Annotated in this window: 14 protein-coding genes and 2 pseudogenes; 10 read left to right on the top strand and 6 right to left on the bottom strand. The window is 71.0% G+C overall.

Translation table 11 applies throughout. The features are described from left to right. From ABZ749_RS15920 to ABZ749_RS15905, 4 genes and pseudogenes are all read right to left on the bottom strand, one after another. Positions 1-202: pseudogene (locus ABZ749_RS15920) on the bottom strand (hypothetical protein); the annotation flags it as partial. Further along, positions 199-618, bottom strand: coding sequence for a YbaB/EbfC family nucleoid-associated protein (locus tag ABZ749_RS15915; RefSeq protein ID WP_357197320.1), 420 nt, complete (start codon positions 616-618; stop codon positions 199-201). The pseudogene ABZ749_RS15920 and the gene ABZ749_RS15915, both read right to left, overlap by 4 nt. A gap of 147 nt (positions 619-765) precedes the next feature. Further along, positions 766-1,782, bottom strand: coding sequence for an ATP-binding protein (locus ABZ749_RS15910; RefSeq protein ID WP_357228197.1), 1,017 nt, complete (start codon positions 1,780-1,782; stop codon positions 766-768). After that, entirely contained in the window at positions 1,775-2,470 is a 696-nt protein-coding gene (locus ABZ749_RS15905) for a response regulator transcription factor (RefSeq protein ID WP_357228194.1), read from the bottom strand. The genes ABZ749_RS15910 and ABZ749_RS15905 overlap by 8 nt, the downstream gene beginning before the upstream one ends. A gap of 160 nt (positions 2,471-2,630) precedes the next feature. Here ABZ749_RS15905 and ABZ749_RS15900 point away from each other — a divergent pair, with 160 nt between their 5' ends. Then, positions 2,631-3,710 carry an NAD-dependent epimerase/dehydratase family protein gene (locus tag ABZ749_RS15900; RefSeq protein WP_357228191.1) on the top strand — a complete coding sequence of 360 codons (1,080 nt, stop codon included), beginning with the start codon at positions 2,631-2,633 and terminating at the stop codon, positions 3,708-3,710. Here the strand turns inward: ABZ749_RS15900 and ABZ749_RS15895 are convergent. Continuing rightward, positions 3,682-5,046: a hypothetical protein gene (locus ABZ749_RS15895; protein WP_357228189.1), complete on the bottom strand. Its 1,365-nt coding sequence runs from the start codon at positions 5,044-5,046 to the stop codon at positions 3,682-3,684. The genes ABZ749_RS15900 and ABZ749_RS15895 overlap by 29 nt on opposite strands. Positions 5,047-5,193: 147 nt before the next feature. Here ABZ749_RS15895 and ABZ749_RS15890 point away from each other — a divergent pair, with 147 nt between their 5' ends. From ABZ749_RS15890 to ABZ749_RS15850, 9 genes and pseudogenes are all read left to right on the top strand, one after another. Further along, on the top strand, positions 5,194-5,865 hold the full coding sequence (locus ABZ749_RS15890; protein ID WP_357228187.1) for a glycosyltransferase family 2 protein: 672 nt from the start codon (positions 5,194-5,196) through the stop codon (positions 5,863-5,865). Then, a complete protein-coding gene (locus tag ABZ749_RS15885) occupies positions 5,862-6,542 on the top strand; it encodes a DUF2064 domain-containing protein (protein ID WP_357228184.1) in 681 nt (226 codons plus the stop codon). The genes ABZ749_RS15890 and ABZ749_RS15885 overlap by 4 nt, the downstream gene beginning before the upstream one ends. 125 nt (positions 6,543-6,667) lie before the next feature. Further along, positions 6,668-7,255, top strand: a complete 588-nt coding sequence (locus ABZ749_RS15880) for a class I SAM-dependent methyltransferase (RefSeq protein WP_357228203.1) — start codon at positions 6,668-6,670, stop codon at positions 7,253-7,255. Then, positions 7,252-8,418 carry a molybdopterin-dependent oxidoreductase gene (locus tag ABZ749_RS15875; protein WP_357228181.1) on the top strand — a complete coding sequence of 389 codons (1,167 nt, stop codon included), beginning with the start codon at positions 7,252-7,254 and terminating at the stop codon, positions 8,416-8,418. The genes ABZ749_RS15880 and ABZ749_RS15875 overlap by 4 nt, the downstream gene beginning before the upstream one ends. Further along, positions 8,415-8,840: a hypothetical protein gene (locus ABZ749_RS15870; protein WP_357228178.1), complete on the top strand. Its 426-nt coding sequence runs from the start codon at positions 8,415-8,417 to the stop codon at positions 8,838-8,840. The genes ABZ749_RS15875 and ABZ749_RS15870 overlap by 4 nt, the downstream gene beginning before the upstream one ends. Before the next feature lie 44 nt (positions 8,841-8,884). Continuing rightward, positions 8,885-9,724, top strand: a complete 840-nt coding sequence (locus ABZ749_RS15865) for an S-methyl-5'-thioadenosine phosphorylase (protein WP_357228176.1) — start codon at positions 8,885-8,887, stop codon at positions 9,722-9,724. 66 nt (positions 9,725-9,790) lie between these two features. Beyond that, the gene (locus tag ABZ749_RS15860; RefSeq protein WP_357228173.1) at positions 9,791-10,387 is read left to right on the top strand and encodes a DM13 domain-containing protein; all 597 of its coding nucleotides are present in this window, start codon (positions 9,791-9,793) and stop codon (positions 10,385-10,387) included. 276 nt (positions 10,388-10,663) lie between these two features. Then, positions 10,664-12,025, top strand: a complete 1,362-nt coding sequence (locus ABZ749_RS15855; protein WP_357228169.1) for a ricin-type beta-trefoil lectin domain protein — start codon at positions 10,664-10,666, stop codon at positions 12,023-12,025. A 119-nt stretch (positions 12,026-12,144) separates the two neighbouring features. Next, a pseudogene (locus tag ABZ749_RS15850) lies at positions 12,145-13,335 on the top strand (ricin-type beta-trefoil lectin domain protein); the annotation flags it as partial. Here the strand turns inward: ABZ749_RS15850 and ABZ749_RS15845 are convergent. Next, positions 13,310-13,411 (bottom strand): acyl-CoA dehydrogenase C-terminal domain-containing protein, encoded by a 102-nt coding sequence (locus ABZ749_RS15845; protein WP_357228200.1) that lies wholly within the window; start codon positions 13,409-13,411, stop codon positions 13,310-13,312. The pseudogene ABZ749_RS15850 and the gene ABZ749_RS15845 sit on opposite strands and share 26 nt — an antisense overlap. Positions 13,412-13,429 lie beyond the last annotated feature (18 nt).

Raw genomic sequence — 13,429 nt, 5'->3', positions numbered from 1 at the left:
CGATGCAGTCCAGGACCCAGGTGGACGCCTCCGTGTACGCGATGCCGATGAGCGAGCCGATGTCGTCGGCGCCCCACGGCTCGCCGTACCCCTGCATCCGCGCCTCGAAGCTCTCCAGCTGGCCGATGAAACGTTCCGCGGCGCCGATGACCTCGTCGCCGCCGGACCGCAGCAGCGCCGGATCGACCTCGAAGCCGTTCACCGGGTGCCTCCTCGGGCCATCCGCTCCTGCGCGTCGGTGAGCGCCTGGAGGAACGCACCGAGCCGCGGCACGGCAGTGTCACGAACCTGTTCCAGCTGCTCGGTGAGCTGCGACAGGTCGCCGGAGGCCACGGCTGGGCCGCCGCGCATCGAGTCGATCGCCGCGTTCACGGCCTCGATCACGTGGTCGCAGACCTCGGCCGAGCCGAGCCGCATCATCCGTGGGTCCAGCGTCAGCGACTCCAACCGGCCATCAGCGCCGAACTCGGCGCGGACCTGCCCCTCGGCGGACTCACCGACCCGACGCAGGCGCGCGGCCTCCTCGTCCTCCGGCGCAGTGCCAGCGGCGCGCAACGCGCCGACCGTCGCGTCCAGCATGCGAGCGAACTCCCCGCTCGCCGGCTCATTCACCGACATGCGCCCTCCATCGATCGCCTCCGAGACAGTGGAAAGCGTAGTCAATTCGGCAAATCGTGTAGTCCCGCTAGGCGGTGCCGCCCGACGTGCGGGTGCTGACCGAGACTGCGCTGGCGGCGGTGGGCCACCGGAGAGCGAAGCGTTGTCTCAGGCGGTCGCCAGGCGGACCATGAACTGGCAGCCGTCCGGGGTGTTGCGCACCTCGACCCGACCGCCGTGCGCCTCCACCAGGCCATGGACGATGGCCAGGCCCAGCCCTCCGGACGCCCCACCGTCGCCGGGGCCGGGCGTGCGGGCCGGTTCACCACGGAACGCGATGTCAAACAGGCGGGGAAGGTCGGCCGGGGGAATGCCGCCACAGGTGTCGGCGACAGACAGCCAGGCATGGTCGTCCTCCCGGCCGGCTTCGATGCGTACGGTGCCGTCCTCCGGGGTGTAGCGGACCGCGTTGAGCAGCAGGTTGGCCACGACCCGGGCCAACTCCGGTTCGCTCGCGGCAACCGTGGGCCACCCCGACTCGCTGGCGATCAGCTTGATCCGGCGAGCGTCGGCCAACGGGGTGGTGCTGGCCAGCGCGTCCGAGACCACCTCTCCGAGCGGCACCGCCGTCAACGACAACCGCAACGCTCCCGCGTTGATCCGGGACAGCTCGAACAGGTCGTCGACGAGTCGCGTCATCCGGTCGGTCTCCAGGCGGATGCGTCGGTGGTACTCGTCGACAGTGTCCGGATCACGAACCACCCGGTCCTCCAGCGCCTCCGCCATGGCCCTCAGCCCGGCGAGCGGGGTCCGCAGGTCGTGGGAGACCCAGGCGACCAGGTCGCGCCGGCCCTTCTCCAGTTGCCGTTCCCGCTCCCGGGCCTGGTCGCGCCAGACCGCGGCGCGAGCCAGTCGCCGGCCGAAGTGCCCGCCGACGGCGAGGCTGACCACCGCTGCCGCCGCGACGGTGATCAGGACCACCTCACTGTCGTGCGCGGAGAGGAACATCGCTTCCGCGACCGCCATCACCCCGACGGCGACGGCGACCACAGTGGTGGTGAGCAGCACGTTGAGGTGCACGGTGATCGAGCTGCGTCGCAGGGCGCGGAGCAGCACCGCACCGGCGAGCCCGATGCCGAGTGCCGCGCCGAGGGCGATCGCGAAGATCAGGACGATGTCACGCACTGGCTGGCTCGTACCGGTAGCCGACGCCCCAGACGGTCACGATCCGCTGCGGATCGGCGGGGTTGGCCTCGATCTTCTCCCGCAGCCGGCGTACGTGCACCGTCACTGTCGAGTGGTCCCCGAAGTTCCAGCCCCAGACCTGCTCAAGAAGTTCGGCCCGGCCGAAGACCCGGGAGGGATGCCGCATGAGGTGGACGAGCAGGTCGAATTCGCGCAACGTCAGGGCCAGATCCGCACCGGCGAGGCCTGCGGTTCGGGAGGCCGTGTGCACCACCAGGTTGCCGTCGGTGAGCGCCTCCGGACGCTCTGGTGGAATCCCACCGCCGGCGCGACGGAGCACCGAACGGACCCGCAGCACCAGTTCCCGGGGTGAGAAGGGCTTCGTCAGGTAGTCGTCCGCGCCGAGTTGCAGCCCGAGGATCCGGTCGGCTTCGTCGCCGCGCGCGGTGAGCATGACGATCGGTACGCCGTCCGGCCGTACCCGCAGCGCCCGACACACCTCCAGGCCGCTGATCAACGGCAGCATCAAATCGAGCACGACCAGGTCTGGCGCCTGCCGCTCCACGGCCGCCAGTGCCGCCGCGCCGTCCGCCGCGAGGCTCACCTGGAAGCCGTCGTTCTCGAGGTAACGACGGATGACGTCGCTCACGGTCTGATCGTCGTCGACCACCAGCACGCGCTGCGTCACGGGCCTTCCCCGTTCCGCCCCGTCAACGTCTCCCCCAGAATGTCCATCGGCCCAGCCTAGCCACGCGGCGGACTCCCCCCGGACCAGCAAACCTTGCGAGGTTCTTACGGCTGGGCGCGGAAACCCGCCCAGGCGTACGTGGGGTCATACGGTGACCGGAATGCGGATCCTTGTCACCGGTGCGGCCGGGTTCATCGGCTCACACATCGCCGACCTGCTCAGCGACGACGGGCACGAGGTGGTGGCCGTGGACGCGCTCCTGCCCGAGGCGCACGCTGCGACGGCGCCGCCCTGGACCGAGCGGCACGACCTGGTGGTCGGCGACGTCCGCGACAACGAACTGCTGACCCGGCTACTGACCGGGGTCGACGCGGTCTGCCATCAGGCAGCCATGGTCGGTCATGGCCTCGACCCCGCCGACGCCCCCCGGTACGCCGCGCACAACGACCTCGGCACGGCCACCCTCCTCGCGGCGATGCACAGCGCCGGGGTGCGCCGACTGGTGCTGGCCAGCTCGATGGTGGTCTACGGCGAGGGCCGCTACCACTGCCCCACCCACGGCATCGTCCGGCCTGCCGGCCGCCGGGTGGTCGACCTGGCCGAGGGCCGGTACGAGCCGACCTGCCCTCGCTGCGATCAGGCGCTCTCCCCCGGTCTCGTGCCCGAGGACGCGCCGCTGGAGCCGCACAGCACGTACGCCGCCACCAAGCTGGCCCAGGAACACCTCGCCGGTGCCTGGGCCCGGCAGACCGGCGGATCGGTGTGGGCCCTGCGCTATCACAACGTCTACGGTCCGCGAATGCCCCGCGACACCCCGTATTCGGGAGTCGCGTCGATCTTCCGCTCGGCCCTGGCCGCCGGACGACCGCCCCGGGTGCTGGAGGACGGCCGGCAGCGGCGGGACTTCGTCCACGTGACCGACGTGGCCGCGGCCAATCTGCTGGCCCTCACGACACCGGCACCGGATCCCCTGACCCCGATCAACGTCTGCTCGGGCGAACCGCACACCGTCGGCGAGTTGGCCCACGAGCTGGCATCGGCGATGGGCGGGCCAGCGCCGGTCACGGTCGGGGGCGGACGGGCGGCGGACGTACGGCACGTCGTGGCCGATCCGGCGCGCGCCGCCCGGCTGCTTGGTTTCACCGCCCGGGTCGGCTTCGCCGTTGGCGTCGCCGACTTCACCAACGCGGTGATGCGGGATCCGGCATCGGTCACGACACGGTCCAGAGCAGGTGGTTGACGGCGAGAGCCGTGGCGGCCTGGGCGGCCAACCACCACCGTCGGTGACCGTGGGGCAGGTGCGCGGTCGCGACCAGCAGCCAGACGGCGAACGGTAGCCAGATCCGTTCGACCTCGGCCTTGCTGAGCCCGGACAGGTCCGCCGCGAGCACCGCCACTGTCGCCGCGATGGGCAACCACACGGTGGGTCCGGCGCTGACGATCCGCTGCCGGAGTGTCGTGGCGAGCGGTGGGTGCGGTGCGTGGATCGACACGGCGGCCACCGCCCGGCGCAGCGCCGGCCCGACCACCGGACCGGCCGAGAGCAGCAGGGCCGCGAGATTCGCCCAGACCCAGTAACCGTACGGACGCTCCGCCGCCCAGCCCTGGTAGTAGCGACGCGCCACCAGGTGGTAGCCGTCCAGCCACCAGAAGCCGGCCAGGGTGAACACGGCGACGACGGCCGCGACCGCCGTCGCCGCGACCAGGAGCACTCCGAGTCGGTCCCGCGCCCGGAGCAGCACCACCGTCAACGCGAGCAGCCCGACCAGGACGAACCCGTACGACAGGTAGAGCGCGAAGCCGAGGAGCAACCCGCCCAGTGCGGCACCTGGTCGACCACCCACCGCCAGCAGCGCCAACCCGGCCGCGACCACCGCGGCGAAGATCCCGTCCGCGGACGCGCCCACCCAGACCGCCCCCGGCAGGAGCACCAGGAACGGCCACACCGCCCGGGCCGCGTCCTCGACGCCGAGTGCCCGCAGCGCCACCGGAACCGACACCGACACCGTGGCACCGAGCAGCACGCAGGCGAGCCCGGCGGCGGTCCCGCCGCCCAGGCCGATCCGCTCCAGCCAGACGAAGAACAGCAACGCCCCCGGTGGATGAGCGGCAGCGTGGGTGGACCACGAGTCGGGCTGGAAGTCGAGAATGCGGTCGGCGAAGCCGGACAGCATGATGCCGACGTCCGTCACCCGGGGCACCTCGTGCAGGTACTCGGCCTGCACGGTGAGCCGCTCGGTCAACCCCGCGGACCAGCCGTCCACAAGGGCCAGCGACAGCGTCCAGAGCAGCGAGGCGAGATAGCCGACCGCCAGCAGCCGCGGCCACGACGTGTCGGTCGCCCAGCGCACGCCCCGCCAGACGAACAGCGCCGCGACGAGCAACGCGGCGGGGGTACCGGGGCCCAGATGGGGCTGCCAACTCGCGTAGAGCGGCGCCGCGTCGGCGTGCAGCCGTACGCCCTGATGGTTGAGCAGGGCGCCGACGGCGACAGCGACAGCGAGCACTGCCGCCTCGACGCCGAGGACGATCAGGTCAGCGGACCGGGTTCGTCCCGGCCGGGTCATCATGGTCATGGTGACGGCCGACCTTACGGCCTCCCACCAGGCGTTCGACTGCCCGAAGGCGATACGTCAGCGAGTCGTAAGATCCGTTGCCGTGTAAGCGATTCGTAAGGACGAACCACGGTCCCGACGGCCGGTGGCGGGCCTAGCGTCGCCGGTATGCACACAACGATCGACGTGGTGCTGCCGTGTCTGGACGAGGCGGCCGCACTGCCTGCCGTACTGAGCGGGCTACCGCCCGGCTACCACGCCATCGTGGTCGACAACGGCTCCACCGACGGTTCACCGGTCGTCGCGGCCGAGCATGGGGCCCGGGTCGTCCACGAGCCTCAACGCGGGTACGGAGCGGCAGTGCACGCCGGCCTGCTGGCCGCGGAGGCGGATCTGGTCTGCGTGCTCGACGCGGACGGCTCGTTCGACCCGGCCGAGTTGCCCAGGCTCGTCTCGGCGGTGCACGACGGACGGGCCGATCTCGCCGTCGGGCGGCGTCGGCCGGTCTCGGCGGATGCCTGGCCATGGCATGCCCGAGCCGGGAACGCGATGGTTGCCGCCCTGCTGCGGCGTCGCGGCGTGCCGGTGTACGACATCAGCCCGATCCGGGTGGCCCGCCGGGCGGCGCTGCTGGGCCTCGGTGTCGACGACCGCGCGTTCGGCTACCCCCTGGAGTTGCTGCTGCGCGCGGCCGGAGCGGGCTGGCGGATCCTCGAACTGGACGTCGCGTACGCGCCCCGCGCCGCCGGCACCACGTCGAAGGTCTCCGGGTCGGTCCGGGGCACGCTGCGGGCGACCCGGGACTTCGCCGGAGTGCTGCGCGCCGGTGGTGGCCGGTGAACGTCCTGCTCCTGGTCGCGAAGGCGCCGGTCCCCGGGCAGGCCAAGACGCGCCTCTGCCCGCCCGCCGATCCCACCCAGGCGGCCCGGATCGCTGCGGCGTCGTTGTTGGACACCCTCGCGGCGGTGCGCGCCACCGCCTCGACCATTCCCGTGTTGGCCCACACCGGTCGGTTCGCCGATGCCGAGTACAGCGCGGAGCTGACCGCCGCGTTGGCAGGTTGGCACCTGCTTCCGCAACGCGGCGACACGTTCGCCGACCGCCTCGCGAACGCCCACGCCGACACCGCTGCGGCATTTCCCGGCCGACCGGTGCTGCAGATCGGCATGGACACCCCGCAGATCGGGCCGGCCCTGCTCAGCGCCGCGCTGGACCGGCTCGCCGAACACGAGGCGGTGTTCGGGCCGGCGCTGGACGGCGGCTGGTGGGCGCTCGGGTTACGCGATGCGAGGTACGCGAGCGCGTTACGCGAGGTACCCACGTCGACCGACGACACCGGGCGCCGCACCCTCGCCGCGCTGCGCGGGCACGGCGTACAACCGGCGTTCCTGCCCGCGCAGCGGGATGTCGACGACTGGTCGACGGCGTTGGCGGTCGCGGCCGACCTACCCGGCACCCGGTTCGCGGATGCTGTCGCGTCGGTGGGCGGCCATCTGCTGAGCGGACACCCCCGGTGAGGTCGACTGTCAGTCTCGACGGTTTCGACGTGGTGCTGGGCAGACTCGGCGGGTGGTCCGCCGATCATGACGCCCACGGCACGCCGGTCAGCCCGAGGCGGCCTGCTGCCCAACCCGACCATTGGCTGGTGCACACCGACGGGCGACGTGACCTGTTGCCGGTACGGCGATGGCACGGGCCGCCCGAGCCGGCCATCGAGTCCGTCGCCGCACGCTGCACCGGGCCCACGATCGATCTCGGCTGCGGCCCCGGGCGGGTGACGATGGCGCTCGCTCGCCGCGGCCTCGTCGCACTGGGGGTGGACATCTCCGCCGAGGCGGTGCGTCTGACCCAGGGCCGAGGGGTGGTCGCCCTGCGACGCGACGTCTTCGAACCCCTTCCCGGGGAGGGGAGGTGGGCGCACGCCCTGCTCATCGACGGCAACATCGGTATCGGTGGCGACCCGGTCCGCTTGCTGCGCCGGTGCGGCACCCTGATCGCTGCCGACGGAACGCTGGTGGTCGAGGTGGAACCCCCGGGGGCCGGGCTGTGGCAGGGGCAGGCGTACGTCGTGTCCGGGTCGTCCGGCGATCGGGAGCCGCGCGGACCGGTGTTCCGCTGGGCGCGGGTCGGGTCGGAGGCGGTGGCCCGGGTCGCCGCCGCTGCCGGCCTGCGGGTCGTCGACCGTTTCCGGTTCGGTCCACGCTGGTTCGCCGAGTTGGCGCGCTCATGATCCGCCGGCCCCGCGTCCCCGTACCCGAGGACTTCACAGCGCCCTCGCACTCACCGCTGGTCGCCGCGCGGCTCGGTCTCTGGCTCGGGGTGGCGTTCGGGCTGTGTTTCGGCACCGGGCTGCTGAGTCACTACATCCAGCACCCGCCAGGCTGGTTCACCTGGCCGACCCGACCGGTCAACCTGTACCGGGTCACCCAGGGCGTTCACGTGCTCTCCGGTGTCGCCGCGATCCCGTTGCTGCTGGCCAAGCTGTGGAGCGTCTACCCCAGGCTGTTCGTCCGCCCGCCCCTCCGTCAGCCGATCCGGTTGACCGCCCACACCCTCGAACGGATCTCCGTCCTCGTACTGGTCTGCGCCGCGTTCTTCGAACTGGTCACGGGCCTGTTCAACGTCGCCCAGTCGTACCCGTGGGGGTTCTTCTTCCCAACGGCGCACTACGCGGTCGCCTGGCTGGTGGCGGGCGCGACGCTGCTGCACGTCGCGGTGAAGCTCCCGATCGCTCGGACGGCGCTGGGCACCCCACTGCGGCGCAGCAGAGCGGGGCGGGCTGCGACACCGGAGGCTGACGACCGGGACTCGTCCGAGCGACGGGCGTTCCTGCGTACCTCGGCGGGCGTCGCCGGCATCGCCGTGCTGGCCACCGCCGGGGTCACCGTGCCGTGGCTACGTCGGGTGTCGCCGCTGGCGTGGCGTTCCGCGTCCGGGCCGCAGGGCGTACCGATCAACCGTACGGCGGCTGCCGCGCACATCGCCGTTCCCCCGGACTGGCGACTGGAGATCGTCTGGCCGGGCGGTCGGGGCAGCCTGTCCCTGGCCGACCTGGCGGCCCTGCCGCAACTGACGGCGGAACTGCCGATCGCCTGTGTCGAGGGCTGGAGCGCGTCGGCCCACTGGACCGGCGTGCCCGTCGTCGAGTTGCTGCGCTGGGCCGGCGCACCGACCGGCCGACCGGTTCGGGTCAGCTCACTGGAAACCGACGGTCTGTACGCGGCCAGCACACTCCCTGCGGCCCACGCCCGCGACCCGCTGACCCTGCTCGCTCTGCGGATCAACGGCGAGCAACTGTCTCCCGACCACGGTTACCCCTGCCGACTCATCGCGCCGAGCCGGCCAGGCGTCCTGCAGACCAAGTGGGTGGCAAGGCTGGAGGTGTTGCGGTGAGAACCGTCCGGCTGCTCCTGTTCGTGGTCGGTGCCGCGGCCACCGCGTACGGCGGTTGGTTGCTCCTCCCCCAGCTCGACACCGCCCTGCCGTGGCTGATCGGCGGCCCGGTGCTGCACGACGTCCTGGTGGCGCCGCTGGTCGGACTGGTCGGACTGGCGCTGGGCCGACTGGTGAGGAACCGGTTGCGCCTGGCCTGGATCGCCGCAGGTCTGCTGGCCAGCGCCACGTTGCTGCTGATCGCTGTGCCGCTGCTGTGGCGACCACCTTCGGCGCCACCGAACCCGGGCCTACCGGACCGCGAGTACCCGCTGGGGCTCGCCGTCGGGCTGGCTGTGCTCTGGGCCGCGATCGTGGTCGTCCTGGTCGTCGCCACCACTGTCGACAGACGTGTCGCGGGCCGACGAGCCGAGCGTAGCTGAGTCGGTCCCAGCCGTTCTTCACTGTTCGTCCAGGAGGGGTACACATGTCAGCAGGAGACATCAGCACGACCGACCGCCCGCGGATCGGCGTGATCGGCGGATCCGGGTTCTACGAGTTCCTCGACGACGTCGCCGAGGTCACCGTCGACACACCGTACGGGCCGCCGAGCGACGCGCTGTCCGTCGGGACTGTCGCCGAGCGGCCGGTGGTGTTCCTGCCCCGCCACGGACGCCGGCACACCCTCCCCCCACACCGCATCAACTACCGGGCCAACCTGTGGGCGCTGCGCGCACTCGGCGTCCGCCAGGTGCTCGCACCGGGCGCTGTGGGCGGCCTGCGACCGGATCTGGGCCCGGGAACCCTCGTCGTACCGGACCAACTGGTCGACCGGACCAGGGGCCGGGAGCAGACCTACTACGACGGACAGCCGCGCGCGGACGGGAAGCCCTCCCCGGTCGTTCACGTTCCCTTCGCCGACCCCTACTGCCCGGTCGGACGAGCCACGGTTCTCGACGCCGCCCGATCCACTGGTTGGCAGCCGGTCGACGGCGGAACGATGGTCGTCATCGAGGGGCCCCGGTTCTCCACCCGCGCGGAATCGCTGTGGTACGGCCGGCAGGGCTGGTCGGTCGTCGGCATGACCGGTCACCCGGAGGCGGTGTTGGCCCGCGAACTGGCACTGTGTTACACCGCGCTGTCCCTGGTGACCGACCTCGACTCGGGCGTGGAGGTCGGTCAGGGCGTGACTCAGCAGGAGGTGTTCACGGTCTTCGCCCGGAACATCGAGCGCCTGCGCCTCCTGCTCGGCGACGCGGTGCAGACGTTGCCGGAGGCCCAGGGCGCCTGCCGGTGCGGACAGGCGCTGGCAGATACGCAGGGGTGACCGTCGTAAGAGTTCCGCAATGGTTCGCGAACAGTTCGACGGCGGCTGCGGCCGTACGCTGCGGTGATGGGAAGACGGATGTTCCGGTCGCCGCTGGTCCGAGCCGGTCTCGCCTGCGCTGTCGTCGTGTCGATGCTGGCCCTGTACTGGTTCCAGCCGTGGAAGCTCGTCACCGACACCTACGTCGACGAGGCCGTTCCCCGCGTCGCGACGACATCTGTCACCCCGACCCCGGTGTCCGCGAGCCCGGCCCCGACGGCGTCGGCAGCCACCCCAACCCCTGCGGCGTCGGCAGCCACCCCGGCGGCGAACGAGATCCTGACCGCCGGCGAGTTCGTCACCCATGAGCACCGGACGACCGGCAGCGCCGAGATTCACCGGCTCGCCGACGGGCGCCACCAGTTGGTCATCCGCGACCTGGACACGTCGAACGGCCCGGACCTGCGGGTGTGGCTGACCGACCAACCGGTCATCCGGGGCACGGCCGGCTGGCGGGTGTTCGACGACGGCGAATGGGTCGAGCTGGCCAAGCTCAAGGGCAACAAGGGCAACCAGGTGTACGAGCTACCGGCGTCGGTGGATCCAGGTGACTTCCGGAGCGTCTCCATCTGGTGCAAGCGGTTCGCGGTCTCCTTCGGCGCGGCCGATCTCACGAGCGCCTGACCGGCCCGACCGGCCCGCAACCTGCCGGACACGGCATTGACATCTTTCACTGCGCGATCTAGCGTCGGAACGAATCGATTCGACGCCGAGCCAGGTGCTCCGGCACCGTCGGTCGAACGGTCTCGTGATGTTTGGGCGCACGAGGTGACCACTGTCGAATCGATTGCCGAGTGGTCCCGCGCGGGCGGCGAGACCAGCGGCAGACACCTGCGTCGATGAACCGGTCGGCCGTGGACCCCTTTCAACCAGTTCGTGCCGAATGGCGGGAGCCCCTTCATGACAAGACGTAGACCCATCCTTGGATTGCTCGCGACGGCGGCGGCCGTCGTCGTGACCGTGAGCGCAGGGGCACTGGCCGGCGGTCTGAGCACCACCGCGTCGGCCGCGGACATCGGAGCGGCCGCGGCGACCGCCGGGTGCGGCAAGGCGCCCACGTTGACCAGCGGCCAGCGGTCCATTCAGAGCAACGGCCAGAACCGCAGCTTCATCCTGAGGATCCCCGACAACTACGACAGGAACCACCCCTACCGGTTGATCTTCGGGTTCCACTGGAACGGCGGCACCGCGAACGACGTCGACGGCGGCGGGTCCGACGGGGCGGCCTGGTCCTACTACGGGCTGCGGCAGCAGGCGAACAACAGCACGATCTTCGTCGCACCCCAGGGCAACGGGAACGGGTGGGCCAACCCCGGCGGCCAGGACGTCACCTTCGTCGACAACATGATCAGCCTGATCGAGGCCGATCTGTGTGTCGAGACCACCCAGCGCTTCGCGCTCGGTTTCAGCTACGGCGGGGGCATGAGCTACTCGCTGGCCTGTTCCCGCCCAGGTGTCTTCCGCGCTGTCGCGGTCTACTCCGGTGGGCAGCTCAGCGGGTGCAGCGGCGGCACCCAGCCGGTCGCGTACATGGGGATCCACGGCATCGGGGACTCGGTGCTCAACATCTCCGCCGGACGGTCCCTGCGTGACACGTTCGTCCGGAACAACGGGTGCACCGCCCAGAGCCCACCCGAACCGAGGGCGGGCAGTCTGACCCACATCACCACCACCTACTCCGGCTGCCGGTCCGGCTATCCGGTGGTCTGGGCAGCCTTCGACGGCGGGCACACCCCCGGCCCGGTGGACGGCGGCGGAGACAGCGGCGCCAGGACCTGGACCAAGGGCGAGGTGTGGAGGTTCTTCACCCAGTTCGGTGGCACCGATCCCACGTCGCCGCCGACCACCCCACCGCCGACCACCCCGCCGCCGAGCGACACGTCGGCCCTGCGCAGCACGTCCTCCGGACGGTGCCTCGACGTCAACGGCGCCTCGCAGACCAATGGCGCGACGGCGATCATCTGGGACTGCCACGGTCAGAGCAACCAGAGCTGGACCTCGACCGCCGCCCAGGAACTGCGCGTCTTTGGCGGCAAGTGCCTCGACGTCAACGGCGCCAGCACCGCGAACGGCAGCTCGGTGATCATTTGGGACTGCAACGGCCAGTCCAACCAGAAGTGGCGGTTCAACGCCGACGGCTCGATCACCGGAGTTGGTTCGGGCCGCTGCCTGAACCTGGTCGGCAACGGCACGGCCAACGGCACGCGCGTGCAGATCTCCGACTGCACCGGCGCGGCCAACCAACGTTGGAGCCGGAGTTGAGCCCGACGAGGTTCCCGCAGAGGGGACCGGCCCAACGGATGTTCAACGACTCGCAAGGAGGCGCAACCGTGCCGCTTCGTAAACTCTCCGGCCCCTGGCTGGGGGCAGCCATGGCGGTCATGGTTGTGATCGCCGTCGGAATGTACGTTCTCACGACCGTCGCACCGGCGGCGGCGGCCACCACTGCCGGCTGCGGCAAGGCGCCCGGGCTGAACAGCGGCACCCACACCATCCAGAGCGGCGGGAAGAGCCGTAGTTTCATCCTTCGACTGCCGGACAGCTACAACAACACCTACGCCCACCGGCTGGCCTTCGGGTTCCACTGGCTGGGCGGCACCGCCAGTCAGGTCGCGTCGGGCGGAAGCGACGGTGCGGCGTGGGCCTACTACGGCATGCAGTCGCAGGCGAACAACAGCACCATCTTCGTCGCCCCGCAGGGCCTCAACAACGGCTGGGGCAACTCCAACGGTGAAGACGTCACCTTCACCGACGACATGATCCGCATGATCGACAACGCTCTCTGCGTCGACACCACACAACGCTTCTCGGTCGGGTTCAGCTACGGCGGCGCGATGAGCTACTCGTTGGCGTGTTCCCGACCGACGGTATTCCGTGCGGTCGCGGCAATCGCGGCCCCGGGGGCGATCAGCGGATGCAGCGGCGGCACCGGACCGGTCGCGTACCTGGGGATCCACGGCATCAACGACAACATCCCCAGCGGACGCTCGCTGCGCGACAGGTTCGTCCGCAACAACGGATGCGCCGCACAGAGCCCACCCGAGCCAAGGGCTGGCAGCCTGACCCACATCACCACCGCGTACTCCTGCCAGGCCGGATACCCGGTGCTCTGGGCCGCCTTCGACGGCGGCCACCAGCAGGGCCCGGTGGACGGCTGCGCCGGCTGTGAGAGCGGCGCGCGGAGCTGGGTCAAGCAGGAAGTCTGGAACTTCTTCGCCCAGTTCGGGTCCACCGTGCCACCCACCACTCCCCCGCCGTCGACCCCGCCGCCCGGCCAGCAGAACGTGCTGATCGCCAGCAGCCCGGCCAACCGGTGCATCGACATTCCCAACTCGAGCACGACGAACGGTGCTCGTCCGCAACTGTGGGACTGTCACGGTGGCACCAACCAGCGTTGGACCTACACCGCCAACCGCACGCTGACCGTGTACGGCAACAAGTGCCTGGACGCCAGCGGTGCGGGCAGCAGCAACGGCACCGCGGTCATCATCTGGGACTGCAACGGCCAAGCCAACCAACAGTGGAACCTGAACTCCAACGGCACCATCACCGGCGCCCAGTCGGGGCTGTGTGCTCCAGCCACATCCACGCGATCACCACGTGCCCGACGGCCTCCAGGTAGGCGCTGGCGTTGGCCAGCGCGAGCACCGGGTCACCGTCAGCCCA

It is taken from the genome of Micromonospora sp. NPDC047753 (assembly GCF_040642735.1).
Lineage (GTDB): Bacteria > Actinomycetota > Actinomycetes > Mycobacteriales > Micromonosporaceae > Micromonospora.
Note: the sequence above shows the minus strand (reverse complement) of the source record. Positions and strands in the feature narration are given on the sequence as shown.

Bases quoted from the DNA above. Each gene is read 5' to 3' on its own strand.
- ABZ749_RS15890 (WP_357228187.1), top strand. From the start codon at position 5,194: ATGCACACAACGATCGACGTGGTGCTGCCGTGTCTGGACGAGGCGGCC.
- ABZ749_RS15900 (WP_357228191.1), top strand. From the start codon at position 2,631: ATGCGGATCCTTGTCACCGGTGCGGCCGGGTTCATCGGCTCACACATC.
- ABZ749_RS15875 (WP_357228181.1), top strand. From the start codon at position 7,252: ATGATCCGCCGGCCCCGCGTCCCCGTACCCGAGGACTTCACAGCGCCC.
- ABZ749_RS15895 (WP_357228189.1), bottom strand. From the start codon at position 5,046: ATGACCATGATGACCCGGCCGGGACGAACCCGGTCCGCTGACCTGATC.
- ABZ749_RS15865 (WP_357228176.1), top strand. From the start codon at position 8,885: ATGTCAGCAGGAGACATCAGCACGACCGACCGCCCGCGGATCGGCGTG.
- ABZ749_RS15860 (WP_357228173.1), top strand. From the start codon at position 9,791: ATGGGAAGACGGATGTTCCGGTCGCCGCTGGTCCGAGCCGGTCTCGCC.
- ABZ749_RS15915 (WP_357197320.1), bottom strand. From the start codon at position 618: ATGTCGGTGAATGAGCCGGCGAGCGGGGAGTTCGCTCGCATGCTGGAC.
- ABZ749_RS15855 (WP_357228169.1), top strand. From the start codon at position 10,664: ATGACAAGACGTAGACCCATCCTTGGATTGCTCGCGACGGCGGCGGCC.